Origin of the sequence: Microvirga sp., assembly GCF_014699075.1 — a bacterium.
Lineage (GTDB): Bacteria > Pseudomonadota > Alphaproteobacteria > Rhizobiales > Beijerinckiaceae > Microvirga.
Window position 1 is genome coordinate 59,709 of record NZ_JACXAB010000002.1, and the last position, 26,148, is coordinate 85,856.

The window sequence follows — 26,148 nt, forward strand, 5'->3', positions numbered from 1 at the left end:
CGGCGACAACATCGCCACCTGGAATAGGGGAGATTTCGAGACGAGAGGAACCGCTGCGCATGAGATCTACCTTTTGGGGTTTTGACCGTCAGGTCTGTTCGCTCAGGTAAATCTGATTGTGAACACATTACACTTAAGCTATCTGGTGCTGGGGCTACCAACTACAGTGCTAGGGGCTAACAATGCTTAATGGAACGACTGTCCGGCTGACTGTTTATTCGCCGGAGCGAGACAACCCAATCACAAAGCCAGCGACTGCAAAGATCTCGAGCAATAAGATCGAGTTCAACAACTCGAAATTTTATGAGCTGGACGGTAGTCTCTATAACGTCGTGCCGGCGCAGTTCGACATCTCCGGCAGCCGGTTCAACTATACGGTCATTAGTGGGTACTCGGGGTACTTCACAAACGTTCCGGATAAGGGCGGCTTCAACGGGTACGGCTTGAAGTTCGATGGGCTTGGAGGCGGTTTGAGCAAGTCCCTCTATGCCGCAGACATTGTGGTTTCCGATACCTCATTAGATATCACGAGGAAGAATGTAACCATTACCAAGAATTCTCTATATGTGAATGCGGACGGTCTCCCGTTCAACCATGGAGATACAATCTCGATTGAACTTGGGTTCGCGATCAACGGCAACTCGGCTGCGAACCGGCTGAATGGCGGCAATGGCCGGGACAAGATTGCTGGCGGCTCTGGCAATGATACGATTTCCGGGTCCGGTGGCAGCGACCGTCTTTATGGCGGGACCGGAAAGGACGCGTTCGTCTTCAAGTCCGTCAGGGATTCGACCGTCGACAGCAGTGGCCGCGACACGATCTTCGACTTCTCGAAGGCCCAGAACGACCGGATCGACCTGAGAGCGATCGACGCTGACGTTACCACCGCCGGGAACGGTGCCTTCAGCTTCATCGGAACCTCAGCCTTCGGCAACAAGGCCGGTGAACTACGGTATGACAAGGGTGCCTCTGACACCTTCATCTATGGCGACGTAGATGGCGACGGCTTCGCGGATTTCTCAATTCACCTGGACGATGCCATGAGCCTCTCGAAGTCGTATTTCATCCTGTAGACATACGGGAGGGGTTCCCCGCTGCGTATAGGCACTGGTTCCAGACCTGGACCACTGCCGGAATGCAAGAACACCCGCCATCGGCGGGTGTTTTCCTGTGAAGCACTTTAGGGAGATTTGCTAGGCTTGATCGCGGGCGCGTTCGGCGTCAACGCGTGCCTGCATTGCCATTTCCATGCGCGCCTGTTCCGCCATGCCTTTGGTATGGTATTCGCGGCCGTTGAAGATCCATGTGTTGGACATGATGCCACCATTACGCTCAATAGGCATGTTCATCACTCTTTCGTAGGCGATCGGGCCGGCATTCCTTCTCGCTTCTTCAGCCTCGGCCGCACGTTTAGCTTCTTCGGCGTCCAGCTTCTCTTGTTTTTGACGCCTCCTTTCGGCGGCTTCGGCGTCAGAAATTTCTCTCCACCGCTGGGCAAGGATCAACACTCCTGCTGTATAGGTTCCTGTGATGGTCTCGGACCCTGCGTTGGTCTTTGTTACTCCGAACATATCATTTGGGTTCTGAAGCACAGCGGACGTGTAGTAGGTCTCAACAAGAGGCGTAACTGATTTTATTTCCCAAGCTTCCTCGTTAAGTTCTTCAATGATGCTCTCGACCTGCTTTGGAAGATCTTCATATTGGGGCATGATGGTGCCGTGATGTTTATTACCTCGGCCGCCTGTGTTCCCCATAGTTGCTCCCCAATGGAGCATGACGTGCGTTGTCTCTAATATCCTCGGCAAAATTTCGCCCCTATGTTGATGCGCGACGGACGTATAACTTCCGCGACTGGCATAGTTAAAATCGAAAATTTAGGACCCGCTTAATTCTTCCGCTGGAATTGTCCGGGACTGGCGTCCAGCGTTTTCTCACGAGTAAGATCGGCGCCTTTCTTCTTCCAGGCGCTCTTCTTCGCGGCGTCGCTCCTGCTCGGCACGCTCCAGTTCTTCCCGTAGCCTTGCCTCTTCCTGAAGGCGGGTGTTCTCCTGATTCCGGAGGTTCTGCTCCTGCAGATGCCGTTGTTCGCTGCGAAGGCGCTCTGCTTCCTGCCGCTCGCCAGCGATCTGACCATTCAGCCCCTTGCGGATGATGTCAGCCGAGCGATCGTGAGTGGCAGGCGTCTTGCCAGGGGCTGGAGCTTTCAGGCGTGGTGAGGTGTTCACCCCGGGGATGCTGGCTGCACCTCCTCCGGCAGCGGGAGCGGTGCCTGAGCCGGAGGCACTTGCTGACCGACCGCGTCGGCGCTGGCTCGCCTTCGGTGACGGAGATGTTGAAGCAGGAGGTTTGGAGCGCCTTCTGAACCCAGGAAGCCTGAACGTACCGATTCCCATGATACGGAGGCATAGCCCGATGATGATGAGGGGAGCGGCGTAAATCAGGAGAACCAGATGGGACATGGATTCGCAAAGCTCTGAGGCGGTGGTAACTTTTAATTCGGATCGAATGGTATTGGTAGTGGCGAGATCAACCGGAAAAAGAAAGGCCACCCTAGGGCGGCCTTTCTCACGGTGGATCTGAACCGGGGCAGGTGTTCATTTCCCCCGTTTTCTGACCTTAGTTGAGCTGGCGTCCTGCCTCGCGTTCTCGGCTGACCACATGCTCGACGTTTTTGCGAAGGGTCATCAGCTTCTCTCTCGGGAATTTCAGGCCAAAGTCCGCAGCGAATTTGCTGATATTATTCAGGATCGGGCCTAACCCTGCCTTGGCATTGATCTTGGCATAATGGGTAGCCGCAAGCCCAAATGCCTGCTCGATCGACTTACCGGCATTGAGATGGCGGAGCATGTCACGGCCGAAGGGGCTTCGGGATGCGACCGCGGTCAGGGCTTCTCGATGAGCGATCTGTGCTGCGGCCAGATTTTGCTGGTTCTGGAGAAGCGCTGTTTGGGCCTGAGCCGCGGCCAAGTCCTCGGGTTTTGTAGTCATCGCTAAGTCCATGTCTGCGCTCCTATGGGCGAATTAGCTTTACCACGATCCGAGTTATAATTCAACGAAAGCGCACTGTCTTGAGCAACGAGGACCAGACGGTCACCGGTAGGATAGGGTTCTGAAACGGCTGCGCGCCGACCTGCGAGAAGCAGATGCTGCTCGGGCAGACAAATAAACCTAGTTGCAAGGAAAGTTTGGGTATGGGAGACGTGGAAATCGATCCTAGCCAGGAGTTTCGCCCATGCCGGCAGACGCAACAGCCCCCACTTTAAACTGGGTTACTCTCAGTGCGACTGAGGGCAACCTGGCTGTCGGTGAATTTGTAACAACGATTACGGCGTCGGTTACCGATGACCATTCTGGGGTTCGCGGCTTAAGCCTGACATACGTGGCTGGACAGAGATACCTGTTCGGCGACGTTAGGTTCGATTACCTCACCAGCGTCGGAACGGTGACGGCATCCGGAAAGTTCGGAGCACAGCCTTATGCAGCTCGTGGCGTTTTTCAGCTTAACGGCGTTTCCGTAACTGACAATGCCGGAAACTGGTCGGCCATCAAGCCGGAAACGGCATTGGCAATGGGTATTCCAACCCAGATTGTTCTCCACGACGGGGAAATTGGCGCACTTCTACTGCCGACGCTGGGGGCGGATCGGATCAGCGGGACGATCCATGCGGATTCTCTGGCCGGTTTTAGCGGCAACGACACGTTCATCGGTGGAGCAGGCGAGGATACCATCGACGGCGGCAACGGGATTGATGCTGTGAGCTTCCTCTCCGGATCAGGAAGAGTCGTTGTCGACTTCAATGATCCGCGCAAGAGCTCAGGCGATGCCACAGGTGATCTCTACTTGAACGTTGAGAGTTTCCAGCTTTCGAATTTGAACGATGTTTTCAAATTCTCGGGCGAGAAGATTACCGTTTCTGGCGAGCGGGGGAACGATAAGATCACTGGCTCGTATGGGAAGGATACGATTTACGGGGGCGCCGGAAATGATCTGATCGATGGAGGCGGCGGCCGGGACTCGCTCTATGGCGGCGCCGGGAGTGACACCTTCCTCGTGAAGGAGGGTTTCGATCCTCGCAAGGTAGCAACCATCGTGGATTTCTCCTCCCGCTTTGACACGGTGAAGTTAGACATTGATTTCAATGGCTATAGCACCAAGCCGGGACGTCTGAAATCCAAGCAGTTTGCGTACGGCTTAAAGAACTGGAACGCTGACACGGAAGTTGCTTACAACAACAAAACCGGCGATGTTTGGTTTTCGACGAGTTGGAGCAGCAGCGAGGGTGGCGATGGTTTCAAGCTTCTCAAACTGAAGCCTAATCTTACCCTCAAAGCCTCAGACTTTTATTTCCTCTAGGGTCTGGACTCAACCACCTGAGCGGCGGGGTTCCGTTTTCGACCCATCACGAAAGTTGAACTTCAACCGCGAGCAAAAACCCTAGAGCCCTTTCAAACGTATGGCAAAGGCTCGCCACATGGGACTATTGACCTTCAGCATAAACGTCACCCTGGACGGCTGCGTCGACCACCAGGAGGGAATCGTTGACGATGAGACGAACGCGTTCTTCACCCGCCTTATGGACGAGTGCGGGGCGATGCTGTGGGGCCGCATCACCTACGAGATGATGGAGAGCTACTGGCCGGCGGTCGCTCGTGGCGACGTGGAGGCGCCGCCGGCAATACGCGAGTGGGCGGTCAAGCTGGAGGCCAAGCCGAAATACGTCGTGTCGTCGACGCGAAAGGACTTCCCGTGGACCAACAGCCACCACATCGCAGAGGATCTGCGAACAGGCGTGCAGAGGCTCAAGGACGCGACTCCGGCGGGCGTGCTCCTCGGCAGCGGTAGACTCGCGACCGAGCTGGACCGGCTGGATCTGATCGACGAGTACAAACTTCTCGTCCATCCCAGGATCGCTGGCCACGGCCCGACCCTGTACCAGGGCGGGCTGCTCAGCACACGACGGCTTGAGCTGATCTCGGCGAAGCCGCTCCGCAATGGCGTGGTCGCCATGCACTACCGGCGCGAACACTGACCTCGAGCAGCCTCTCGCGCACAGCTTGGGGATCTGCGCTTCGGCGAAAGGCGGAGGATCATCCGTCGGTCAAGAGAGTACCGTCATCCTTCGTTCCAGATCGTTGATCTGGAACTAGGTTCGCGAAGAACATATTGGTTTCCACTTTATGCCCAGCTCCGGCGAGGGCGACCACAAGTCTTTGCGCTTCTGCCGCCGGATCAGAGACGTCTTCCTTGATCCAGGATTCCCGTAGGTGGCTGTAGGCAAAGCCCTGCTTTCTAACCTTTGCCAAGATCTTGTTGCGCCGGGTTTCAGAGAACTCCCCCATGTATCCGAAGCGGAATGCGACTGGCCGATAAACGAACCCATAGGCTTCGTTACGGAAATCAAGCCGCACGGGCGGAATTGTCTTGGTTTTCATTCATAGCCTCGGAGGAAGGGATAGAACTGTAGGGAACCGGCGTGGTCGGTTTCTCGATGTTTGCCGAACTGACGATCGCTGAACGGCCGGACTTGCGGATCGCTCTCGCGCAGTGCTGGCTATAGACCGAAGTGGCCTTCCAGTAAGCCGCCATCGGCCCCTTCTTCTTTCGCCAGGAGGTTTCTGCCTTCTCTAACGCATCTTTGGATAGGTCATCCAAGAGAGCGCTGAGAGCCTCCCTTTCTGGCGCCGGGAGGTCGAGGATCCGCCTGAAGGCAGGAAGGCCAAGAACAGGGTTGCGGACTTCAACCCTGTTAGAACGTGGAGTGATCGGATTCATTATTGCTTTCCGTAGGTGGCCTCAAAAGAGGCTTAGTTGCCTGGGAGCCGGAGCTGGCGGATTGATCACGCGAGCGAGGAGATCGATCATTTTACTGGCCTCCTCCTTGGCGCGCACCGAAAGACAGCTGTTCCCGGACTCAATCTGCCGACGGAACCAGGTCCGCGCGCTGTCTGCGTAAAACCGAATGGCGTCGTCTTTCTCACGAAATGCGATCCGGTCCCAAACACCAGGGGCGCAACAGGCCCCACCGATATTGTTTCGGAAGTCGTAGCCTGTGAGCCAATGTCCGCGGCCCGTCTGGACGAGTTTCACTTTGGCCTGAGATTGTCCTACCTCGGCCATGACCACGAGTTCGTGGTCGACGACGACGCCGGAGGCATTGGCTTCGATCTGGTGCCACTTCGCCAGTAAGGCTGTAGCCTTGAGATGCTCCTCGCCGCGCAGCCCGGCTCCGCCAGCTTCGGTTACGATTTCATTTAAGTCGATATGTGGGATCATCGTCGAATTGTCCTCCGAACGATATGGCTATGCAGCGAGAGCGGCCGCCTCTTTAGAAAGCCGTTCGACGCTGCTGCGGAAATATGAGGGCGCAACCTCCACCCCCACCGAGTTGCGCCCTGCCTTCATGGCGGCGAGTGTCGTTGTACCCGACCCGCTGAAGGGATCGAGAACCGTGTCTCCTGCGAAACTGAACATCCGGATCAGCCGGTAGGGGATCGAAACCGGGAAGGGAGCCGGGTGATTTTTGTGGGCCTTAGCCCCGGGGATTTCCCAGATTGGGCGATACCAATCTGAGTGCTCTTGCTTTGAGATGCGTGATGCTTCCTGCTGTGCCGGGGTGGGGCTTCGGTACGGGCCGGGCTTGCGGAGGAGCAAAATGTGCTCGAGCTCGCTCTTAATCACCTGATTTGGCATGCCGGGGCGGCCGAGGACGCCACCTGCTCCTTCCTCATAGCGGCAGTTTGTGAGCTTCTGCCACATCACCCCCGTCAGTGCGTCAAATCCAATATTGCGGGACCGCACGAGAATGTCGGCGTGGAGGGGTAGAACGTGGTGGCGCCCATGGGCCTTTCGGGAGCGGAGAACGTCACCAACGTTACAGGCGAGGCGGCCGCCGGGCTCCAGCACACGGTAGCACTCTCTCCAGATTGCATCGAGTTGCCGAAGGAATTCTTCATAGGACTCGATCTCCCCGAGCTGGCCCGGTGCAGTCTCGTACTCAACCAGGTTAGCGTAAGGTGCTGAACTTACGATCAGTGGAATTTGCCCATCATCGATCCAGGAGAGATCACGACTGTCGGCGCAATGCAGTGTGTGGACGCTGGGGAGTCCAACGTTAAGATCGATGGTGGCCGACCGTGGCTCGTTGGTTTTGGGGTCGACGAATACGATTACCCGAATGGCAGCGGAGGCGTTCGCCATCCCGGTCTGTCCCTCGTCGGTCACCTGCCAGACGCCGGTGCCCGCGGAGGCGAGGTATCCCATGGCAGCGGCTTTCTGGCGCGCGAACCGGACGTGACGCTGCCAAAGGTTGACGACCTGGCCGTCCCCGGTTGTGACGGTCTCCGCCAGTACGTTGCGAGGGAGACGAAATCGACTGGCAAGAGCCATTCCGACATCTTTCGCCCGGCCTCTACCGCCCATTTCCTGCAGGGCTTCGATCAAGGGAAAGACAAGCTGGGCCTGGGTTGGCTTGTTGGTAGAGGCTGGGTGCATCGTGAGGTCGGTACAGGGGAGACGAAGGCGTCAGTTGGTCTTGGGAGCGAGCAAGGCAGCAAGGTTGGGGTTTTGCTTCACAACCTCCTGGACGATCCGGCGCATCGCCTCCTCGATGATCTCATCGGAGGTTGCCTTGTGGATCGCCTCCTGCCAGTCGTCGTTCGTGTCAGAGAAGTGGTCGGGGAACCGCTGCCTCGCAGCCTTGAAGAACCGGTTCTCAGCTTCGACCTGACGTTCCGAACCCCAATCGTTGTCGCTTTTGCACTTGGCCTCTTCAGCAAGCATCAGAAGCGTGTTGTAGTTCGGCGCCGTTCCTGCCGGAGGGGTGTAGTTGTCGATGAAGTCCTGCACCAAGCTCCATTCGTCAGCTGAGTAGAGGTCCTCCATTGATCCATCATCGAGCTCGCGGCAGACGGAATAGCGGAGGTTCTCAACGATCTCGCGCTCCTGCGGGTCCGGGTAATCGACCCAAAGGACGAGGTCGCGCATGATGTTGTGAAACCGAGGGCAGGCATCGTTGTGCCAGGAGTAGTCTTCGAAGCCTTCCGGTAGATCGGGAATCCAATCGGCCTCAAAGCGCGGGAACTCCCGCTGCCACAGGGGCCTGTCGTCGGAGATCTCCTCCGTGGCGGTCAGAATTTCGGCAATCGCGGTGGCTTCGTCGGGCACAAAGTAGCCAGAGGTCTGAGCCGTGGTCAGGATCTCCTTGAACTCCGCGAAAGTCGCCGGGTGGCCGGCGGCAAAGCGGGCCTTGGCAACTGCCACGAAGGTTCCGATGACGCTCAGCGCCTGATGGGGCGTTGCAGACGAATTGAGCCACCACTCGCCATCGGGATGGTAGGCGCCGATCTGACAGGTCTTGTCATCGGGATCTATCGGAAGCGACGTGCCGTCATCGGCTGTCAGCCACCAGTACCAGTTATCCTCGTAGTGCCTAGCATAGGCGAGGCAGCCCCCTCCGGTGTGGTCGATGTCGAGGCTGTACTGTTGGACAAGGGCTTTCATGGCGTCGGGCTGGGCATCGACTTTGGCTTCGTACCAATTGTCGAACTGACTGGAGGATGCCTCACGATCCTCTCTGGTGCCGATTTCAGCAGAGCGCCGGAGCTTCTCCATCAGAGCTGGAATGCGGCGGGGCGTGACAGCAGCTCCGGCTCCCTCTGCTCCAGCCGAGAGGAGATCTTGACGGAAGACGTGGGCGTCAGCCTTCGCGCTTTTGGCATAGTCGTCGAGGGCCTGCAGGATGGTGGCAATATCGTTGAGGTCATAGTCGCCCTGGAGGGCGAATTTTCTGGTCATGAGGTGCACTTCCGAAAGGACGGTTGAGGAGCGGATTGTTTTGATTAGGCAGCGGCCAGAAGGGAGAGCCCGTCGGGCAGGGGATGCCGCTGGAAATCGGGACGGTCATCAAAGCGAAAGCTTGAGGCCGTCAGGTATGTCAGCGAGGGCTCAGAGGCGATGAAGCGCCGGCCGAGATCGAGGGCGGCCTTGCCGGTCGTGTTCGATCCGGCCATCGGGTCGTAGACGATCTGGCCGGGCTCTGTGGTCAGGAGGATCACTCGCTTCGGGATCGCATCCGGAAAGCGAGCCGGGTGTGGCGAGATCCCAGCCTCCTTGCAGCGACGGCTGTAGCGATCATTGCCTGGTGCACCGGCCGCAACGATGAGGTTGCCTGGAAGAGGGCCTGTACCGGTCGGAGCAAAGGCCAACTCATTGATGTTGTACCCGCAGGGACGTTTGCTGCTCGGTCGCCTCTGGGCTCGTTCCCAGCCAGCGATGGTTGAAGCGGCATAGGGCTCGGGCGGAAGCCGCCGAGTATCCCAATTTGGATTTGGGCCATGGGAGAAGAACAGCAGGTGTTCAAGCGTGTTCCTGGGGCGCACACGCTCCTTTGAGGCCCACTGGATGTTTCCCATCTTGGTTGGACTGTGCCAAACCGACCGGGCATTCAAGTATAAGCCGTGATCGTCGACGCAGCTAAGCGTGAAGCGCTCGATATACGGAGACAGGTTCGGGGTGCCGCTGACGAATGCATCCATCAGGTTGACGCAGATGGTTCCGGTTTCTGGCGAGATCATATTCTTCCAGAGGCCGACGAGTGTCTTCATCCAGGCAAGCCATTCAGGGACCGAAAAGCGCCCGTACTCTCTTGCCACGGTTGGGTATGGCGGGGACGTGAAGATAAGATCCAATGAGCCGGGTTCTATGGCTCGTGCCGCATCTTCCGCATGCGCCCAAAGCGCAATCCCATCATCAAGGGAGTAGATTAGGACGGCAACGCCGCGGCGAACCTTCTTCAGTTTTGCGAAACCAGGATCGGCGAGTTCCCAGATTCCCCGATCCCCTTTGTGGATCAGACCGGCCATGACGGCATTCTGCCGAGCCCATCGGACCGCCTGTGGAAAGACCGAGTAGGTCTGCCCATCGGCACAGGTTCTCTTCTGAGATCGCAGTTCGGTTGGGACGTCGAGGCGGTCGGCGAGGCGCTCGTATAGATCGCTGGGCTTGGCTCGGCCACCGTGGGCCTCAAGTTCCTCGAGCAGCGGCAGTTGCAGAAGCCCCTGAAGCGAGGGCTTTGTCGTAAACTGGCGAGCTCTCGTTTCGGTCTCGATTCCCTTTTCAACGCGCCTCGCGCGGGATCGAGCTGCTGCCACGGATTGCGATTTCATGTCCGGTACCCTGTTTAACCAGCCTGTACTGCGACATGAAAAAAGCCGGGCGAAACTCGCCCGGCTTGAGTAGCCTCTTCGGGAGGAAGAAGAGGAAGGAATTAGTCGCGGAAGGGATCGTCGTCGTCCTGCCCACCGAGGCCATCGGTGCTGCCACCATGGTCAGCGCCGGCATCGCCGCCGTTGCCGCTCGGGAGGAGGATCATCTCGCCATTGAAGCGGTTCAGGACGAGGTCGGTCACCTGGCGCTCAATCTGATCCTTGTCCTTGAAGCTGCGGTACTGGATCTTCAGGCCCTTGAGCAGGATCGGGCTGCCCTTCTTCACGTGCTTCTCAACGATGTCGATCAGGTTGGCATTGTAGATCACAACACTGTGCCATTCGGTTTTGGTCTTGGTTTCGCCGTTGGCTTTCCAAGTCTCGTTGGTGGCGACACGAAGGTTAGCGACCTTCTCGCCGTTGCCCATCGTGCGGATCTCGGGATCGCGGCCAACGTTGCCGAGGATCTCTGCTTCATTGATGTTCTTCATCTTGATCTCTTTCCTGGTGATTTAGCCCTGCCGGGCGGATCTGAGGGGTTTTCGGGGATTGCTCTAGACGTTGACCAACAGGGTTGGTTTGGAAAGTCAGCGGAAATTTATCCCGCTGCGCATTGCGAAGGCCGACATTTTCCGACGAGCCGGCTTGGCGTCGAGCTTCTCAGGCTTCTCGTAGGTGATCTTGGCGCAATGGGCGCAGTACGGCTTGCCGGTCATGGCCGGCTCGCCGCAATAGATCATTGAGACGCCTGTTCCTTCGACTGGGTATCGGCAGTGATTTTCACGCAACTCGAAGATCATGGGGCACTTGGAGAGGTCGCGCTCTGTCGCCTGCTCGGTAACTGCAACAACCTCCTCGGTCACAACAGGAGCGGACTCCTCGACGATGACCACTGCAGGGGCGGGAGCCTCGATAGAAGGGAGGATGATCTCAGCGATTGGAGCAGACAGTGTTTCCAGAACGGGGACTTCGACAGCGACCACGACAGGCTCGGCGGCCGTTTCCGGAGAGGCCTTGGCCTTCTGGGCGCGCTTCTTGTACTGACGGATGAAGGCCGCACCTGCCGAGTTGAGCGTCGTGTCGGGGGTTGCCGGCAGATCGAAGAGGCCTGGCAGATGAGGAGCAGCTTCCTGCTTCGTCTTCCGGACAGCCGGCTTGCGGATGATGCGGGGTGCATCGGGGGACCGGGCTTCGCGGGTGTCGGGCAGAGCCAGAACGACTTCCCGGACGGCTTGGCCTCGTTCCAGGAGGCGCTTGCCGATTGATCGCGCCTTGGGAACATGACTGTGGGAGGGCCTCTGGTCACCCAATTGGATGCCCCGCCGCCAGCAGATCCCGAGTACCTGGGACCGTGTTAACCCAAGCCGTTCACCGATCGCCTCCGCCGAAAGCTTATTGCCGACGAGCGTTTTGATCTTCTCGACTGTTTGATCGTCCCAGATACCTCGGACTTTCTTCGGGGTGTCCGGAACAACAGATTGTTGGGAGGCGACGACGGCCGGAAATCCGGTGGGGTAACGAGTGGCCGAGTGTTGCAAGGTTTTCATCGTAGCGACCTTGTTTACCCAAACGTCCGCTTTCGCATTCCGTCGCTTGAGACGGGCGTTTGTGTCGTTCATCGATGATCATGAACTGCGCGCGAGGCGAGGCCTGATCCTGGTTAAGCCTGTGACGTTGTTATTGTTTGGTGTCACAAGAAGGGCCCGGTTCCTTGGCTCCCACTCGGTCATCGAATGGTAAGCTTGCCAAATCCGCCGGATCATCTAGCGGTTAGCCGAGCTCCAATGTGGCTAAACTATGCCGAGGAGCTATCGAACCGTCAAGACAAAACGAATTAAAAACAGGAATGCCGACCGTTAAATCGTGCATGCCCGAATTGAGTCGTGAGCAATGGAGCCTCGGCACCGGCACGGCTCCTCTGCTCCTTTTATAAAGGAATCAATGGGTTACAAAGCCGATGCGCGGACTTTGGGATTTCTTGTGTGAAAGTTCATCACGCAGGGCATCCACAAACCAATTCGGGTCATCGTTAATCCCGAGGATATTGGCCCGCTTGCGGACTACGTCGAAGTCGCCAGGAGTGAGGTGTTCAAGGTGGAGGACCTCCCGCGGGGCCGGCAGTGAGAAGAAGCGGGTAAAGGCTCTCGCGGCGAGTTCCGGGGTGAGGGCCTGGAAATCGAGCTTGAAAACGAAGCGCCTCAGGATTGCCGGATCGATGTCCCTTTTGTGGTTCGTGGAGCAGAAGACCGGGAGGTCATGGCTGTCCAGGTGGGTCAGAAAGGCGTTGGTGAGAGTCTTCTGGTAGTCGTGGGTGGCCGTTTCGCGATCGGCAAACATCGACTCTACCTCGTCCATGACGATGGCGAAGTTGTGCCTTCTGGCATCGGCAAACATCTTGTCGATGGCCTTTTCCGACTCGCTCAGCCAGCGGCTGGTCAGATCGGCGTAGCGATAGACTTTCGACTGATACCCCATGGCATGGGCGGCATAGCGGGCGAAAGCGCTCTTGCCGGTCCCGGCGACACCGTCGATGAGAACAGGCATCTGCCCTCTAGGGGCGGCTTTCATGCGCTCGAGGAGCTCGGCGAGGTTCTCCTTGCAGACATATAGCGAGAAATCCAGGTCGGCGACCGCGATCGCAGGAGCCAGCGAGGCAGAGGAGCGGGCAAGGACTTCCATTGCGGCCTGGGCCGAGCCGGTCATCACCGTCGAGTAGACGGCTTGGCGCCGCTGGGAAGGGGATAGATCCATTCGCGCGATTGCCACGATTCCGCTTTCTGGGATCGTTTGACCAGGAATGGAGGCTGCCACGGCCCTGATCTCGGCAATCTTATCGTCAAAGGACGGCTGTGGAATCTGGTAGGCAAGGGTGAGGCGGTTTGCGATTGTTCCGATCAAGGGGACCTGGGCGCGAGCCGGACCAATGATTGGTGTTTTGCCGAAGCTGATGATGGACCCGAGAGTGGCATGGGCGAGGTTCGGCCCAGTGTCATAGCCTTTGATGAGTTCAGGATCATCTGCGCTCATCATCGGCTCATTCGAGGGAGCAGCCTCGAACAGGGCGGGGTGATCCGGAACGAGAATAGCGGCTGGCTGGTCACCGTAAGCGGCGGCAAGGATCGCGATTTCCATGATGACGTCGCGGGTTTCCCGCCCAAGACGGAAGACGGGGATGGGAATGATGCCGTGGGATGCGAGGACGTGTTGAACCCGGGAGGCGGCGTGTGCCAGATCCTCGCCCGGATGGTAGGTCGAGACAAATCCAGGAACAGTGTCCCGGGAAGCTTCTCGGAGCGAATAATATCTCACCAGAGCTGCCGTCAGCTTATCCTGGATGTCGGGGACCACGCCTGGCGTCTGGACTGCGGCGCCATCGAGCGCGATCGAGAGCGAATGAAGGTTGTGGCGAAGGCTGACGACTCCGTTGTCGACGTGCAGGATCTTGAGCATGGCCGCCGGTAGAGCGTTTATCTCGGTTCCCAAAGTCTCCGCATCCGTTGCCCAATTGGCGGCGTCAATTTCGTTTTGGAGGACCGCAAGAGCGGAGATCAGCAGGGCCTCAGAAGAAACCTCGTCCGCTTCGGGAGGGCGGAACATCGGATTTGCGCCGTCCTCATCCCTGCAAGCCGTGAGCAGCTTGCTAAACTGCGGGTAGCGGCGATCCATCAGGGTTGTGAGGACGGGCCACTGGAGGGAGGGTTTGCCATCGGACAGAATGACAGCAAGGCGTTCTATAGCTTTAAGATCAGCAGCGAAGAGTTCATCGGTCGCAACGCGACCGGACCACTCATGATGCAGGCTGGCCCAGTCCTGGCCTACGGGCTGCGCGTTGAACGCACGAGATAACATTGCGACGAGATAAAAAGCGAAAGTCATTTTGACCCTTGGCGTGAAGCGGGTTTCTTTGGGGTTTGGAAAGAAGGTAGGTGCGGAATTAGGTCTTACCGACCTAACTCCGCCTTGGCCTGGGTCTGAGGCTTGATGGTGTTGATGCGCTGAGGCGAGTTGTTCACTTTGGCATCCTGCGAGAAGTATTCCGGCGGGATGCCGTTCTCGAAGATGGCAATCCGGCAGTCTGGGGTAAGGGCTAGACGCTCGACCTCGTTTCCGCGCAGAGCGATAATTCCGTCGGCCTTTGCGACCTGCACGGGCAGCTGCTGGCGAGGCTGAACGTTCTTCAGCATACCGGCAATGGTGCCATTGCGGCGGAATGAAACCAGATCGACCGCAAAATTCAAATCACGGGTCATGAAGTCGAAGGTGGTCTCGGCACTCAGCACCGTGGCAAAGCCGGTCGACGGCGCCATTGTCGCGCGGTGGGACAGGCCAACAGCGGCCCGTACCGGGGAACTGGCGAACTCCACGGCGATCGGATGCATGGCGGTCGGGCAGACAAAGGCGGCGGCCCGAATTACGTTGTTTGTGAAGCATCCGTCCATCGAGGGCTGCTGGGCACAGATCGAGCCGTCGCTGCTGGGCTCGGTCGAGCCTGTCGTCAGCGAGACGCGGCTGATCAGATCGTTCTGGACATGAGAGACGATCTTCTTGGCCTCCGGAACGGCCTCAAGGATCTTGCCTGGATTGCCCATTGTGAGCGCAACAGCAGCTGCAGCGCTCATCATCCCAAGGATCACCATCGACCCCTTGCGGCTCTTCGGAGGCTGGTTCTTATTCATGAGGCGCTGGCGGAAAGCTTCCTCTTCGCCGACCGAAATCCCGGTGCCCCAGTCATGATCGTAGGAGACATGAACGTCGTGCTGAGACCGACGGCGCCAGGGCCAGCGACGGGCCTTTCGCTCACGTACAGCCGGGAGGGGAGCAGGAAGGGCAGTCCCTGCTTCTAGAGCGGGATCCTGGCCAACGGACTCGTCCTTCTGACCCTCCTCGTCCGTGGCCGCTTCCTGGATAAGAAAGTCCGGAAGGGGGCCGAAGGACTCCAGGTGAGGATCATGAACGTCGATCACCGGGTTATCCGGATCAACGGCAGTGGTCTCAGACCCGGGCTCGAGGGCAAGGCTCGGGGCAGCATCGTTGACGGCGATGTCTGTCACGGAAGCGTTTGGCGTGTCGGTTGCCGTTTCACTTGGCAACCGCAGGGGGACCCCGGAGAAACCGCCGGCCAGGACAACGAATTCATTCTCCCGAACTTCGTCAACGGGATCAGGCTTCTTGCCATCAGCAGGCTCATGGAGATGGCCGCCGGCGAGCTGCACGAAGGCATCATCGACATCCGCCTCCGAAAAAGAGGATACAAGGCTCTCCTTGGCCGAAGGACCAGCAGCAGAGCCAAAGGAGGACGGGAAAAATCGCTTGAGGTTCATAGCATCAGGCCCGCTTTGCAGCCTTGCCCTCAGAACGGGCATTCGGCGAGCCGAGGCTCTTGAGGTAGGCGATATGCGCGTCGATCTCGGCATCCGCGATATCGGTTTTGAGAAGCTCCTTCGCCTCTGGCTCCTTGCCGGTCATCACTAGAACGACCGCGAGGTTCTGCCGGACCTTCTGATCGGCACCAGGAGCCGCAGAAGCCTTACGGAGGTACTGTTCCGCCGAAGCCATGTCGCCGGTCACGGCAAAGGACAGGCCCATGTTGGTCAGGACCATAGGGTCATCCGGCTGGATCTTGAGTGCCGATGTATAAAGAGAACGAGCCCGGTTGTGGTCCCCGGCCTGGTCGGCAATAACGCCCTGAGCAGAGAGCACACGCCAGTCTGGGTTGTCGGGCGTATGGGCACGGCTCAGCACATTAGAGGCGAGATCTGGCTTGCCAACGGCGATGAGAGACTTGCCGTAGGCGGCCACAACCCCCTTATCATTTGGGAAGCGAAGGGCCGTCTGCTGGAGAACGGCTGCGGCCTCCTCGTTGCGGTCGAGGGAGTTCAGCACCTTTGCATAGGCGAGGGCGGCTTCCGGGTTGTCGGGCTGGGAGCGATAGGCATCCCCCAGGCGCTCGGCTTCCGAGCGGATCTGCTCCTGCGAGGTCTGGCTGGAGAAGCCCAGGCTGCCGGTCGTCGTGGTGCAGGCTGACGCGAGTGTTCCGACAGCTGCAACCAGCGCGGCGCGGAGAAGGAGGCTGTGTCTCATGGAATTGTCCCGGTTAAATAGACGATTCGTGTTTTTCTATTTCGTCCCTTGTCGCATTTTTCAGGCGCGAAGGGAAACTTCTTGAGGCTGGCTTGCGCCGTAATTCGAGCTAAGGATTGCTGGGACGATCACCTGTTCAGGCCAAAGGTGGGGGTCTAGTGCACTGTTTGCGTGACGATCGGCGTTGCCATGAGATGCCAAAACTTCAATGAGCCCATTGGGTTGTTCCACAATGAGCGGCGATGGCAGCACAAAAAGCGACGGGCGAGTTAACGATGATTCCGAGAACTGAACCGGGGTCATCATGATCAGTGCCTCGGGATAGTCTTGGCTAAGACTGACGGCTGTCCTTTGTGCGTACAGACCTTCGTAGGAAGCAAAGAGGGGAAAGCTGCCTGCCGAATTTTCCAGCGAGACGAGATACGCGAGCATGATTCGAGAATGTCCTGTTGTTGGTTCTAGTTATCGGACGTGGAAAAGTGAGCAGATGGGACTAAATCGGCTCGACATTGGAGCCAGCGGGAAAAAAAGATCTACTTCCTGAACGGCAATTGTCGCGGCTGCTGATCTTTGCGAAAGCTAGTGCAGCGATCTACTGGTTATTTGCAGGGCAGCAGGATTTCGAGCCATCTTCGCTCACATCTACCTGCAACCTCATTTTGGTCTTCCGCATTTTATTTCGGGCTACTGCCAATTTCCTCTCCGATAGAATTGGGATGCTTGCCTGAAGGTGGAGCCGTGCAGAAGCGCGGGTCGAACTGCCAATTCACTCTGCTGATTTCTGGCCACAGGAAAGTAACAAATTTGTAGTTCCCACCGCTTTCAAGATTGATCGTGGCAGGGGATTAGGGAGTTCTATCACCTGAATAGATATGGTGGTTTTTGCGATAGCTCAGGACAAGTTGAGAACCGATGGTTACATACTATGGACTGAGCGATTTTAAACCCAGGGCCCCGGCGTCAAGAGGACAGCCATTGCATTTCTTAAATTCGGCTGGCATGTTCACGACGAACCCGGCGTGTCGGCTCTTTCCTGGTTGAGCCAACATTGTCGAAACGGGTCTACGCCCGTCACACTAGGCGGAACTGACAGTCGTTGATGCTTATCCGACATGTCGTTCCGCCTCTCTTTTTTTGCGAACAGCATCGAGGGAGACGACACCTTCAGTGGGTGGTTCACTGGGGCTGCAGCCATTTTGAGCACGACGTCGAGCATCTGGGTTCGCTGGGAGGCGCCTGACGTGGCGATCCGATGGAGGTACCCGCCGGGGCTCGAGATCCGGCCTTCCTCGTGACCCTGCAGAATAACGAGCAAGGCAAGGGAAGCGTCGACCGCGCCGAGAGAGCGCTGGGCCTCTTCCCAGAGCTTGCTGGAGATCCCCAGCATCCCGCGGAGCTGGTGGACCGTAATGGCAAGCTTCTGCACCGATGAGTAGGCGTCTGGATAATAGGCCAGGAGGGCAGGGCATCCCTTCTTGAGGAGGTTTAGATCGAGGCTCCGTTCCCTGGTGACGCCCTGATTGAGAGATGTCGAAGCCTTAGAACGGTCCTGCCTGAGCTCGCATGCCGATGAGGGCGTAACCTCGATGCCTGGCTCCGCCTCGGTAGCCCCTTGATTCAAAGATTCCCTATTATTCTGGATCTTAGTTTTAAGGGTGAATCTTTCGTCACCCGCGGGCGAAGGAATCTCGTCCAAAGAAGCTGAATTGAGATGCTGATCCCAAGCGCCCTGTGCCGAAACCTCGAGAGAAATCAAAGAGGAGAGCAGGCAATGGAGAGTGGACAGCGGGGTTTTGGTCGAGCGGGCCGGGCGGACGAGGGCAAGACCGTACTGGTCCCCAAGCGCGGCGAGCGTGTCTGAAAGGGACGACCACGGGCCGGCGATCTCAAGATCGAGACCGCCGCTGATGAGGCGGATCAGTTTAATTCGGGCCTCGGAGATGAGCTGAGCGAGTTTCTTGCGCTCGGCGATTCCCGTCTCATGGGCCGCGGCCAATTCGAGGAGTTGCTCACGACGGATCAGAAGTGGGGACAGATTGATGCCGCAGGCCTGAACGATCCGACCCTCAACCCGGGTGCCGAAGCGCTTGCGGGTGGCACTGTCGCTGTGGGTGATGAGGCCCATCTGGACCAGGCGGCGCAGGTGAACCTGGATGCTCCTGATATCGACACCGACCCGATCGGCCAGAGCCGCATTGGACGGCCAGACCACCGGGCCGATCCTGCGGTCTTCCCAGTCAACTGCCTGAGAATGGTCGCATAATACGCTGAGCAACCGCCAGGTGGTCGGGCGGAGTTTTAGGGCGGGAGCGGCCTTCTTGAGGGCGTAGAGCACAGCCGACTTTGACGTTGGCTTTTCGTTAACGAACTTTTCTTTCACGACCCGTTCGACACGGGCATGCGCAGCCGACATCGGCCGCAATCCTTGCGGATTCATTGGTCTGACCCCGATTGTTTTTGGACAAGCGAGACCGATCGCCGAAACGACGTTGCCAGTTGACAGTGATGTCGGGGGGAACTAAAACGAAATCACCGCTGATTTCTCTTAGTCCGGTCCCGTTGGGTTTGTCCTTTCGTCACCGGCCTCTTCAAAACCCCCGCCACGCCAATGGCGGGGTTTTTGATTCTCAGGCCTTGTTCAAGCCGTTGATGTCCTCATGTGGTTGATCGTTCCGAGAAAATGCCGCCAAGCATTTCGGGCCGATTTTTTGGTGTGAATTCCGGCCCAGGACTCTTGCTCCAGGCGCGCCAATGCCTAAATTTCGAATCTCATGGGCCAAATCGATTCACACCGGCAGGGCCGGTCGAGTCAAGTGCAATCGAATTAAAACTCTAAATGGCCGAAATAGAGTTAAAAAGCTGCTCCTGAAGATTCGATCACCCCTCACATGACGATTCAGGGTTCTTTAGGGGGAGGGGCGGAAATTTCCCTGCGTCCTTGCTTGCCTTTTCGCAATTCCTGTGCTTCGTAAAGTTGTTCTCAAATCACAATTCGTGTTCACGAAATGGGAACAAGGGCAGATAATCACGTGTCAGATGCAGACCGGAGGCGGATGGCCTCAGGTCGGCAACCTGAAGCGGCCTCCTCGCCTCACGGGTTGGAGGGGTGATGCTCAACCCTGGGTCAAGCGAGTTTTACGGTCTGTGTTTGTATTGAGGGGTAACGGATGAGCCGCCAGTCATTTTCGGAAGATGACTTCTCGGAGAGCATGACGCTCCAGAACGTGAGTGCCAATCTCGAGACCATCAAGCGGATGAAGGGATGGTCGGTAACGGAGATGTCGAAGCATATCGGCATCAGCGACCGGCACCTGGACAGCCTGCTTAAGATGACGTCGAACGTAACCGTCCTGGTGCTTGAGAAGATCGCCGACGGGCTCGGGATTCCTTTCCTGCGCCTCGTGGGCACGCGGATCGTGGTCAAGGGTCACCAGGCTGGCGCAGATTTCCTGAGGGAACTGCGTAAGGAAACGTGGGAAATCAGCAGCGAGGATGCTCCGGCCCCGCCTGTCCGGCCGTCGAAGGCTGTAGACACCCGCAAGGGGGCGAAAGTCGCGAGGGCCTCTGAGGCGGCTGAGGCTCCAACTGGCCTCGAAGGGATCCTGCAGCGGATCGTCGAGGTCCAGGATCGGCTGGCCCAAGACAATAGTCAGACCAACGCAAAGGTCGACAGGCTTTCAACTCAGGTTGAGAACTTGGTGAGCGCAGTCAAAGGCGGAAGTGGGGAAGCCGCTTCCGGTGCGGGAGCCAAGAGGGGTCCCAAAGGTCCGCGGAAAGCCAGGACCGAACGGGACAGCGCTACGGCATCGACTGGAAAGGGCGGTCGGGGCGGAGCTGCACGTTCAGTTGCCGGAGCGACCAGCTCAGTAACGGGCGAAGCCTCGAGCGCGAAGGATGCTGAGGGTGACCTGTTCGACCGCAGCGCGCCCGCGCCCGCGAAGCGTCGTGGCCGCCCCCCGAATGCGGAAAGAACAAGTGAGTCTGGCCGAGAGGCTGCTCTCAAATCGCGCGGCACCGAGAGCGTGAAAAAATCGAAGGCCCCGAAAGGGGCAGGGGCCCCAAAGCGGGCCTACAACGGGAAGAAATAAAAAAAGGCCCGCTCTGAGAGCGGGCCTTTCCATTTCAGAGGAGGGTGGTTGTTCTGCCCTCGGGATCAGAACACCATGGTCAGCACATAGACGATCGCCAAAAAGGCAGCGACGAACGCGCCGATCTTCACGACCGTCCAGCCGAAAACAATGGCCATCCTGATGGCGCCGAGGACCAGAACAACCCCAAGGACGCCAAACGGGCCGTTTTCGTAAACCCACATGATCATCGCATAAGCGAGCCAGATGAAGGCGACGGTGGGAGCAAGGGCCTTTAGCTCGACCCGGAGAGCTTCCTTGAGAGTCATGGCAGGATCCGTTTCTTATTCTTTTTATTGGATCCAGCGCGGTTATGTCTAGGCTAGCGTCTAGTCCGTGCTGGTTCTTATTTTTGTTCTTGGCACGGCCGCTTCAGCTGCCGCATTTTTTGGGGATTTTGGTTTCTCCCCTTTCACACTCCGAAAACCCAGAGCGTCAACAAGGATTTCCCGGGGCGGTCGAAACCGGCCCGGGTCAGCGTTCACCAGGGCATCCCGAAATAAACATCGAGCTGCCCTGCACTCCCCTCCTTATCTTTATCCGATCTTCCCTCGACATTAGACGGAGCGGCTGGTGAGACCCGGTGGGGAGAGGTCCCAACACTGCGGACCAAGGCCTCAATCAACCTTATCTTATCGTTGGCAAGATCGCCTGAGCTCGGGACGATGACGATCCTGCGAACCGGCCTGCCAATGATGGTGTCTCCCTCCCAAACGGATTGAGCCGCGGACTGGACCGAGAGTGGCGATCCTGGATTTGTCAATGTCACCGGCGGAAGACCATTCCGAACAGACAAGCGATCGGTGTCGATGACGGCTCCTAAAATAGAGTGTGCCGACCCCAGATCATCCAGCCCCCTGACCTCAATGACGTCAGTTGATGAAACAGGATTGCGGCAGCGGTCCGCGTCCGATGGATGAAGGGCACGGCATAAGGGTATTCCATACCGCTGTAATATGACGCGCAACTGAACCTGGAGATCTGGTTCGACCAGGCGAAAGGGAAGCGTGACTTCCGTGCTGGCGGAACGGGACGCTGAGCCGATCCACATTATCATAGCAATGCGAATTATACGGGAGTATTTTACCTCCTTAAGTCGCCGTCCGATTTCTCGAATCGTAATTCGGGCCGTCGGCCAGGCGGCAACCAGCTGTGAGAATGTTCCGGAGGCTTTCATGGAAAAGGGCGCGATGTCCAATCTTCAACCCGATAGTAGCGAAAAGGCATCAAAGCCAAAAGGCCTTCTGGACTCGTTGACGGACGCAGCCGCCGATCTGGGCAAGCAGGCGGTCAACGGAGCAATGGATCTGGTGACGCCGGATGGTCTCAACGCTTTTTCCGGCCGCATGCGGCTACATGGGGAAAACGGGACTGCTCCAGCGAGCTTGAAAGATGTCGACGGGGTCCTGTCCAAAGCAGGATCCAAGGGACTGGATGCCTTGATGGGTCCGCGCTTCGAGCAGCAGGCCCTGCGGGGCGCCGAGGAGATCTTCTCCCGCGGAGCGAACGGCCGAGATCGTACTAGGGCACGGGATGGTCATGAAATCGGCGGTTAAGCGCTCTCGGTTCCACCGGTGGGTGGCCCATGGCGGCTAGCATGGTCAAACCAGTCTTATCAGTGCTCACCTTTCTCCCTCGCTTCGAGCAGCTACGAAGACTTTACCTCGGACTTTTGATCGGGAGTGTAACAGCCCCTGCGCTCATCCTGTCGCTAGGCTGGCTCTTGGGTACTGTTTTCGCGGTGCTGCTGGTGGCTATCGCGGATCGCTGGCTGTGCTCCGGACGAGCCTTCGGGCTCTGGTCGGCCGCTGCCCTCATTGTTTGGTCGCTTGCGGTGCAGGCTTCGGAATCAGCGTTGCCAGTGGATCATGCTTTCTGGCTGAGCCTTCTGGAGCAGTGGAATCGTGACGACGCAATCACGCACGAGGGCCTAGCCGGTTTGCTGGCTGCTCCGGCCGTCTGGCTTGGGTTCGCAGGTCCAGCGGGAAAAGCGTTCGTGGCACTTTCTAAGCGGGCTGGGGGGCTGGTGGTCGAAGGTTTGATCTACCTGGCCGCAAGCACGACCGCTGTCGTCAGCCTGAACGTGCTGGGCGCACCCCTCGAAATCACAGCCGTCATTGTTTTCTTCAGCGGGATTATAGGTCTGATGTACACATATCTTAAAAGTAAGGTTCTTGGCCGCCTTACCACTATTGACGATAAAATCGAGGCATTCGAGGCGCGTCAGGAGGGAAGCAGTCTCCGAGGCGTTAATGTTCTTGCGCTCGGCCAAAGCGGGAGGCCGAAGGCTTTTGACTTCAGCGAGGACGAGAACGGGGCAGAAACTGCTCCAGCTCCGGTCGCCCCGCCCCAGCCCGTTGTAACTCCGGTCCCCCATGTAGCTCCCGCGAGCGTCGCTCCGGCTGTGGCGCATGAGACGGAGGACCTCACACCTGACCCAAGCGTGTGGGATGGGGTTGAGGATGAGGAGGGCGACGGAGCTGCACCTTACACGTCCGACCTGCCGCAGGATTTCGCGTTCAGCGACGAATTCTATGCAAGTGACACGACAACGGCCGCCTCAAGTGAAGAGGGTGATCAAGGGGAGATTGAGACGGTGGAACTGGGTGCGGATATGGGTGTCGATGAAGAGGATCGCCGGACTGCCTACATGGAGGCCCGAAAACTGGTCGAAGCCTATCACCTGTTGGTCGAGCAGGCTGCCACGAGCGATGATCCAGTGTCCGTCCGGGAGGCCGTGAGCACTCTGGCGGATATGATCACTAATACGACCCAGTTGTCCCGCGACTGCCTGAGCGAAATGGAGCATCCGGACGTTATTGATGAGTGGCTACTGGCGGGAATCCTTGACGAGGAAGTCGACATCGAGCGGGTGATCTATGAGCATTTCATGAGCCCGTCCGTGGAAAGTGACGAGTTCGCGATCCCGGCATTAGATGGCGAGGAGGAGCAGGCGCCACCCCAGCCAACGGTCACGGCTTCAATGGAATGGGAGATTGCTCCCTCGGTTGTGCTTCCCACCTCCCTACAGGAAGAGGCCAAACCAGAGGCGGAGCCAGAGCCTGTACTTGTTTCAGCTCCCGTCGAAGCTGCTCAGCCAGACGTGGAGCAAAGGGCGGCCCCAACGCCGTTCGCGGATGCGGAACTGACTGAGGACGAGAAGAGCCTTCTGGACTCTATCCTTGAGGATCAGGACCTCCTCGAGAACGGACTACGCGCAATCGCGGCCTACGATTTCAAGCCCAAGGCCCTTAGCCTCCTGAGCGGCCGGGTCGGAGCACTGCTTCGGGCTAGGTGGAGCGAGGTTCTGGCCGATGTGCGACTCCAGAGGGTGTTCATGACGGTTCTGGAGAGGGTTGAGGACGACCTGTTTGAGAGGGTGGGAGCTCGCCGTGCGACCTGTTCTGTCAGGTTTACCACAGCGCTTGTTCCCGAAGAGACCGAGACGTTCCTCCTGGAGATCGGCGAGAAGCTCAAAGCGGGGGTTCAGACGCGGGAGGATTATGAGCACCTGCTCGCCTGCCGCGATCGGGTGGAGAGCCTGTCCGAGGCCTTCGGCGATGTCGTTGATGACCTTAAGGATCTGGGCCAGCAGTTCCGCAACGAGCTCGATGCGTCAGGCAGAGTGTATGCGGAACCTCTCACCGCTGTGGTGACGGAGTTGACGGGCGTTCAGGCGATTGATGCCAACTCGATCAAGCGGGGAATGGGGCATGTTCTGGCTTCCGGTCTCGACCAGCACGATCGGGACCTGCTCGACGGCTTTATCGCCGTGGCAAAAACCGTCAAATCCCTGGAGCAAAGGGTGATCATGGAGGCCATGCGCCGGCAGACTGATGTCTCAATCCATCCGCTCTATGACACGGTCATGCTGCTCAAGCAGGAAGCGCTGGCCCGAGCCCGGGCGCTGCAAGACAGGGTGACCATTTCTGGGGGCGGTGAGACACGTCTCAAGAACATGCTGCTTTCGGGAGGCGAGGACGCGGCCGAGGTCTTTGGCAAGATCCTCGGTTCGGCTCAGGAGGTGGAGAACTACCGGATTGACGGAAAATCCAAGAACGCCCTCCTGGCGAGCCTGGAATCACAGATGGCTGCTCTCAAGAGGCTGACAAGCGAACATGAGGTTGAGAAGCGGGAACTGCTAAACCAGTCAGCCGCCAATCTAACCAGTGACAGCATTGAGGCCCACATCAATCTTTTGGCGGAAGTCTTCTCGGCCAGAAAGAGTGCGGGCAACCACAATATGGTGGTGGACGCCGACACGGTGCTGATCCGCCTCAAGAAAGGTCCGGCTCAGGCGCTCTACCGGAGCAAGGACACAGCCTTCGTGTTCTGCTTCATCTACGGCCAGAACCGGAATGACTGGTATATCAAGGATGCCGAGCAACTGATCTGCAAGTCCACGTCACTGAGTGTCTCGTTGAGACAAGCACGGGCTCAGGTTGGCGATCTCCCCGAGGTGCAGGACCTGCAAATTAAAATGCGGTTCATTCTCGTCCACGGAAATGTGGAATCCGGGATGGGCATGGCATTCTCGGCAAAGCAGGCGCTTGAACGCCCGGATACGCTCCTCAGGTCGAGCGAGCTGGACCGAGGCCTGGAGCGACTGCAGGCGAACGACGATGTTGGCACGCCAGTGGCGATTGCGGCGAATGCCTGACATTGGGGGCAAGGCGGTCGGCCGAGAGGCCGACCGTATTCTGTGCTGCGTTCCTCATTGCCGTCGCACGGTGAGCAAGGCAAAGGCGGACGAGAAGCGATGGGATGAATGGATGTGCGCCGTGCACTGGAGGGAGATCCCTATCCGGCTCCGCAACGTTCACCTGCGCATCCTCCGTCAGGCAAGGCAGGGGAGGGCCGTTACGAAAGTCAGAGCAGACCGGATCTGGTCGCGCGTAAGGCGTCACGCGATCGAGCGCGCCGGTGGTTTGTGCTGAACAAAGGGCTCCACGTGACCGACAACGAACTGTCAAGAGAATTAAACTGCGCTTTTGGCAATTGTAATTCTAATTTCTTATGCTACGCTTCCCTTGCTCGTCACTGACGAGCGCGCTTGTACGCCTGGTGTGGAGGTTCGTCCGCTGGGTGCGTCCTGCGCAACATACCGGGCCAGATGCTCGGTTCTAGCCGAAAAGGTGTCCAGCAATGGCTGACAACCAGAACACGGAAGTGAAGAAGCTGACGGTTTCCGAGATCCTCGAAGGTGCGACCTCGCACGCTGCGCTGATGTCGGACCGTAATCCGGAAGGCCTCGAGGGGCGGAAAGCTGTGGCGAAAGCCATCAGCGAGAAGCTCGACTATCAGCGGGACTTTAAGGGTGCTGCTGGCGTGAAGGGTCTTGCGGGTTTCCAGTCGGTCATGACCAAGGAGGGTGACCTCAAGCTGCATTACGCGAAGTCCGAAGTGGAGCTGGCCAAACAGCTTCAGGATCGGAGCGTTCCTGAAGGGGTGAAGCCCACCTCGAAGGTTCGTTTCCTGGCCTTCAACATGAATGCAGCGGTCAATCGCACGGAAAGCAAGGCCGGCAAGGATGCTGTCCAGGATAAGGACGGTGTCGTGTATTTCGACGCGAAGGTTCTTCAGGAGAACGTCAAGGTTCTCACGAAGGCCCCGCAGCGGGATGCGATGGCCTCTGCTCTGCAGGATGCGATCGACTCGACCAGGCTCAAGTTCGCTGAGATCCAAGCTCTCCAGCGTTCGCAGCAGCAGTCCAAGCAAGGCATGGCCGCCTAAAAGG

Annotated in this window: 24 protein-coding genes; 7 read left to right on the forward strand and 17 right to left on the reverse strand. The window is 58.1% G+C overall.

Going from position 1 to position 26,148, the window contains the following annotated elements; all coding sequences use genetic code 11:
* Positions 1–182 precede the first annotated feature (182 nt).
* A complete protein-coding gene (locus IC232_RS03350; protein ID WP_190843500.1) occupies positions 183–1,073 on the forward strand; it encodes a hypothetical protein in 891 nt (296 codons plus the stop codon).
* A 120-nt stretch (positions 1,074–1,193) separates the two neighbouring features.
* Here IC232_RS03350 and IC232_RS03355 read toward each other — a convergent pair whose 3' ends face one another.
* The 3 genes from IC232_RS03355 to IC232_RS03365 form a co-directional block, all read right to left on the reverse strand.
* Positions 1,194–1,754 carry a hypothetical protein gene (locus IC232_RS03355; protein ID WP_190843501.1) on the reverse strand — a complete coding sequence of 187 codons (561 nt, stop codon included), beginning with the start codon at positions 1,752–1,754 and terminating at the stop codon, positions 1,194–1,196.
* 177 nt (positions 1,755–1,931) lie between these two features.
* Positions 1,932–2,225: a hypothetical protein gene (locus IC232_RS03360; RefSeq protein WP_190843502.1), complete on the reverse strand. Its 294-nt coding sequence runs from the start codon at positions 2,223–2,225 to the stop codon at positions 1,932–1,934.
* 391 nt (positions 2,226–2,616) lie between these two features.
* On the reverse strand, positions 2,617–3,000 hold the full coding sequence (locus tag IC232_RS03365) for a hypothetical protein (RefSeq protein WP_190843503.1): 384 nt from the start codon (positions 2,998–3,000) through the stop codon (positions 2,617–2,619).
* Between the two features lie 232 nt (positions 3,001–3,232).
* Between IC232_RS03365 and IC232_RS03370 the strand changes: the two genes are divergently transcribed.
* Together IC232_RS03370 and IC232_RS03375 are read left to right on the forward strand one after the other, a co-directional pair.
* The gene (locus tag IC232_RS03370; protein WP_190843504.1) at positions 3,233–4,354 is read left to right on the forward strand and encodes a calcium-binding protein; all 1,122 of its coding nucleotides are present in this window, start codon (positions 3,233–3,235) and stop codon (positions 4,352–4,354) included.
* Between the two features lie 118 nt (positions 4,355–4,472).
* Positions 4,473–5,030 carry a dihydrofolate reductase family protein gene (locus tag IC232_RS03375; RefSeq protein WP_190843505.1) on the forward strand — a complete coding sequence of 186 codons (558 nt, stop codon included), beginning with the start codon at positions 4,473–4,475 and terminating at the stop codon, positions 5,028–5,030.
* Between the two features lie 58 nt (positions 5,031–5,088).
* Here the strand turns inward: IC232_RS03375 and IC232_RS03380 are convergent, their stop codons facing one another.
* From IC232_RS03380 to repC, 13 genes are all read right to left on the reverse strand, one after another.
* Positions 5,089–5,433, reverse strand: coding sequence for a hypothetical protein (locus IC232_RS03380; RefSeq protein WP_190843506.1), 345 nt, complete (start codon positions 5,431–5,433; stop codon positions 5,089–5,091).
* Positions 5,399–5,773, reverse strand: a complete 375-nt coding sequence (locus IC232_RS03385) for a hypothetical protein (protein WP_190843507.1) — start codon at positions 5,771–5,773, stop codon at positions 5,399–5,401. Before IC232_RS03385 ends, IC232_RS03380 begins: the two co-directional genes overlap by 35 nt.
* Before the next feature lie 21 nt (positions 5,774–5,794).
* Entirely contained in the window at positions 5,795–6,274 is a 480-nt protein-coding gene (locus IC232_RS03390) for a hypothetical protein (RefSeq protein WP_190843508.1), read from the reverse strand.
* A gap of 27 nt (positions 6,275–6,301) precedes the next feature.
* Positions 6,302–7,492: a site-specific DNA-methyltransferase gene (locus IC232_RS03395; RefSeq protein WP_281413335.1), complete on the reverse strand. Its 1,191-nt coding sequence runs from the start codon at positions 7,490–7,492 to the stop codon at positions 6,302–6,304.
* A gap of 30 nt (positions 7,493–7,522) precedes the next feature.
* A complete protein-coding gene (locus IC232_RS03400) occupies positions 7,523–8,794 on the reverse strand; it encodes a hypothetical protein (protein WP_190843510.1) in 1,272 nt (423 codons plus the stop codon).
* Positions 8,795–8,838: 44 nt separating this feature from the next.
* Complete coding sequence (locus tag IC232_RS03405) at positions 8,839–10,164, reverse strand: site-specific DNA-methyltransferase (RefSeq protein ID WP_190843511.1); 1,326 nt, start codon at positions 10,162–10,164, stop codon at positions 8,839–8,841.
* A 101-nt stretch (positions 10,165–10,265) separates the two neighbouring features.
* Positions 10,266–10,694 (reverse strand): single-stranded DNA-binding protein, encoded by a 429-nt coding sequence (gene ssb, locus IC232_RS03410; protein WP_190843512.1) that lies wholly within the window; start codon positions 10,692–10,694, stop codon positions 10,266–10,268.
* 96 nt (positions 10,695–10,790) lie between these two features.
* Entirely contained in the window at positions 10,791–11,750 is a 960-nt protein-coding gene (locus IC232_RS03415) for a GcrA family cell cycle regulator (RefSeq protein ID WP_190843513.1), read from the reverse strand.
* 391 nt (positions 11,751–12,141) lie between these two features.
* Positions 12,142–13,800 (reverse strand): AAA family ATPase, encoded by a 1,659-nt coding sequence (locus IC232_RS03420; protein ID WP_190843514.1) that lies wholly within the window; start codon positions 13,798–13,800, stop codon positions 12,142–12,144.
* Positions 13,801–14,144: 344 nt separating this feature from the next.
* Positions 14,145–15,416 carry a DUF192 domain-containing protein gene (locus tag IC232_RS33045; RefSeq protein WP_190843515.1) on the reverse strand — a complete coding sequence of 424 codons (1,272 nt, stop codon included), beginning with the start codon at positions 15,414–15,416 and terminating at the stop codon, positions 14,145–14,147.
* A gap of 112 nt (positions 15,417–15,528) precedes the next feature.
* The gene (locus IC232_RS03430) at positions 15,529–16,284 is read right to left on the reverse strand and encodes a tetratricopeptide repeat protein (RefSeq protein WP_190843516.1); all 756 of its coding nucleotides are present in this window, start codon (positions 16,282–16,284) and stop codon (positions 15,529–15,531) included.
* Between the two features lie 60 nt (positions 16,285–16,344).
* On the reverse strand, positions 16,345–16,716 hold the full coding sequence (locus IC232_RS03435) for a hypothetical protein (protein WP_190843517.1): 372 nt from the start codon (positions 16,714–16,716) through the stop codon (positions 16,345–16,347).
* A gap of 571 nt (positions 16,717–17,287) precedes the next feature.
* The gene (gene repC / locus IC232_RS03440) at positions 17,288–18,721 is read right to left on the reverse strand and encodes a plasmid replication protein RepC (RefSeq protein WP_281413336.1); all 1,434 of its coding nucleotides are present in this window, start codon (positions 18,719–18,721) and stop codon (positions 17,288–17,290) included.
* 730 nt (positions 18,722–19,451) lie between these two features.
* Here repC and IC232_RS03445 point away from each other — a divergent pair.
* Positions 19,452–20,372 (forward strand): helix-turn-helix domain-containing protein, encoded by a 921-nt coding sequence (locus IC232_RS03445; protein ID WP_190843519.1) that lies wholly within the window; start codon positions 19,452–19,454, stop codon positions 20,370–20,372.
* 65 nt (positions 20,373–20,437) lie between these two features.
* On the opposite strand, the gene IC232_RS03450 is transcribed toward IC232_RS03445, so the two are convergent.
* Positions 20,438–20,680: a hypothetical protein gene (locus tag IC232_RS03450; RefSeq protein ID WP_190843520.1), complete on the reverse strand. Its 243-nt coding sequence runs from the start codon at positions 20,678–20,680 to the stop codon at positions 20,438–20,440.
* A 906-nt stretch (positions 20,681–21,586) separates the two neighbouring features.
* Here IC232_RS03450 and IC232_RS03455 point away from each other — a divergent pair.
* From IC232_RS03455 to IC232_RS03465, 3 genes are all read left to right on the forward strand, one after another.
* The gene (locus IC232_RS03455) at positions 21,587–21,967 is read left to right on the forward strand and encodes a hypothetical protein (RefSeq protein ID WP_190843521.1); all 381 of its coding nucleotides are present in this window, start codon (positions 21,587–21,589) and stop codon (positions 21,965–21,967) included.
* A gap of 167 nt (positions 21,968–22,134) precedes the next feature.
* Positions 22,135–25,071, forward strand: coding sequence for a hypothetical protein (locus IC232_RS03460; protein WP_190843522.1), 2,937 nt, complete (start codon positions 22,135–22,137; stop codon positions 25,069–25,071).
* Between the two features lie 485 nt (positions 25,072–25,556).
* The gene (locus tag IC232_RS03465; protein WP_190843523.1) at positions 25,557–26,144 is read left to right on the forward strand and encodes a hypothetical protein; all 588 of its coding nucleotides are present in this window, start codon (positions 25,557–25,559) and stop codon (positions 26,142–26,144) included.
* Positions 26,145–26,148 lie beyond the last annotated feature (4 nt).

What these genes read in the sequence shown, in the direction of transcription:
- IC232_RS03350 (WP_190843500.1), top strand. Translation starts at nt 183, where the DNA reads ATGCTTAATGGAACGACTGTCCGGCTGACTGTTTATTCGCCGGAGCGA.
- IC232_RS03430 (WP_190843516.1), bottom strand. Translation starts at nt 16,284, where the DNA reads ATGAGACACAGCCTCCTTCTCCGCGCCGCGCTGGTTGCAGCTGTCGGA.
- IC232_RS03455 (WP_190843521.1), top strand. Translation starts at nt 21,587, where the DNA reads ATGGAAAAGGGCGCGATGTCCAATCTTCAACCCGATAGTAGCGAAAAG.
- IC232_RS03405 (WP_190843511.1), bottom strand. Translation starts at nt 10,164, where the DNA reads ATGAAATCGCAATCCGTGGCAGCAGCTCGATCCCGCGCGAGGCGCGTT.
- repC (WP_281413336.1), bottom strand. Translation starts at nt 18,721, where the DNA reads ATGAATCCGCAAGGATTGCGGCCGATGTCGGCTGCGCATGCCCGTGTC.
- IC232_RS03370 (WP_190843504.1), top strand. Translation starts at nt 3,233, where the DNA reads ATGCCGGCAGACGCAACAGCCCCCACTTTAAACTGGGTTACTCTCAGT.
- IC232_RS03390 (WP_190843508.1), bottom strand. Translation starts at nt 6,274, where the DNA reads ATGATCCCACATATCGACTTAAATGAAATCGTAACCGAAGCTGGCGGA.
- IC232_RS03395 (WP_281413335.1), bottom strand. Translation starts at nt 7,492, where the DNA reads ATGCACCCAGCCTCTACCAACAAGCCAACCCAGGCCCAGCTTGTCTTT.
- IC232_RS03465 (WP_190843523.1), top strand. Translation starts at nt 25,557, where the DNA reads ATGGCTGACAACCAGAACACGGAAGTGAAGAAGCTGACGGTTTCCGAG.
- IC232_RS03375 (WP_190843505.1), top strand. Translation starts at nt 4,473, where the DNA reads ATGGGACTATTGACCTTCAGCATAAACGTCACCCTGGACGGCTGCGTC.
- IC232_RS03355 (WP_190843501.1), bottom strand. Translation starts at nt 1,754, where the DNA reads ATGGGGAACACAGGCGGCCGAGGTAATAAACATCACGGCACCATCATG.
- IC232_RS03450 (WP_190843520.1), bottom strand. Translation starts at nt 20,680, where the DNA reads ATGACTCTCAAGGAAGCTCTCCGGGTCGAGCTAAAGGCCCTTGCTCCC.
- IC232_RS03365 (WP_190843503.1), bottom strand. Translation starts at nt 3,000, where the DNA reads ATGGACTTAGCGATGACTACAAAACCCGAGGACTTGGCCGCGGCTCAG.
- IC232_RS03415 (WP_190843513.1), bottom strand. Translation starts at nt 11,750, where the DNA reads ATGAAAACCTTGCAACACTCGGCCACTCGTTACCCCACCGGATTTCCG.
- IC232_RS03385 (WP_190843507.1), bottom strand. Translation starts at nt 5,773, where the DNA reads ATGAATCCGATCACTCCACGTTCTAACAGGGTTGAAGTCCGCAACCCT.
- IC232_RS03435 (WP_190843517.1), bottom strand. Translation starts at nt 16,716, where the DNA reads ATGCTCGCGTATCTCGTCTCGCTGGAAAATTCGGCAGGCAGCTTTCCC.
- IC232_RS03420 (WP_190843514.1), bottom strand. Translation starts at nt 13,800, where the DNA reads ATGTTCCGCCCTCCCGAAGCGGACGAGGTTTCTTCTGAGGCCCTGCTG.
- IC232_RS03400 (WP_190843510.1), bottom strand. Translation starts at nt 8,794, where the DNA reads ATGACCAGAAAATTCGCCCTCCAGGGCGACTATGACCTCAACGATATT.
- ssb (WP_190843512.1), bottom strand. Translation starts at nt 10,694, where the DNA reads ATGAAGAACATCAATGAAGCAGAGATCCTCGGCAACGTTGGCCGCGAT.
- IC232_RS03380 (WP_190843506.1), bottom strand. Translation starts at nt 5,433, where the DNA reads ATGAAAACCAAGACAATTCCGCCCGTGCGGCTTGATTTCCGTAACGAA.
- IC232_RS03445 (WP_190843519.1), top strand. Translation starts at nt 19,452, where the DNA reads ATGAGCCGCCAGTCATTTTCGGAAGATGACTTCTCGGAGAGCATGACG.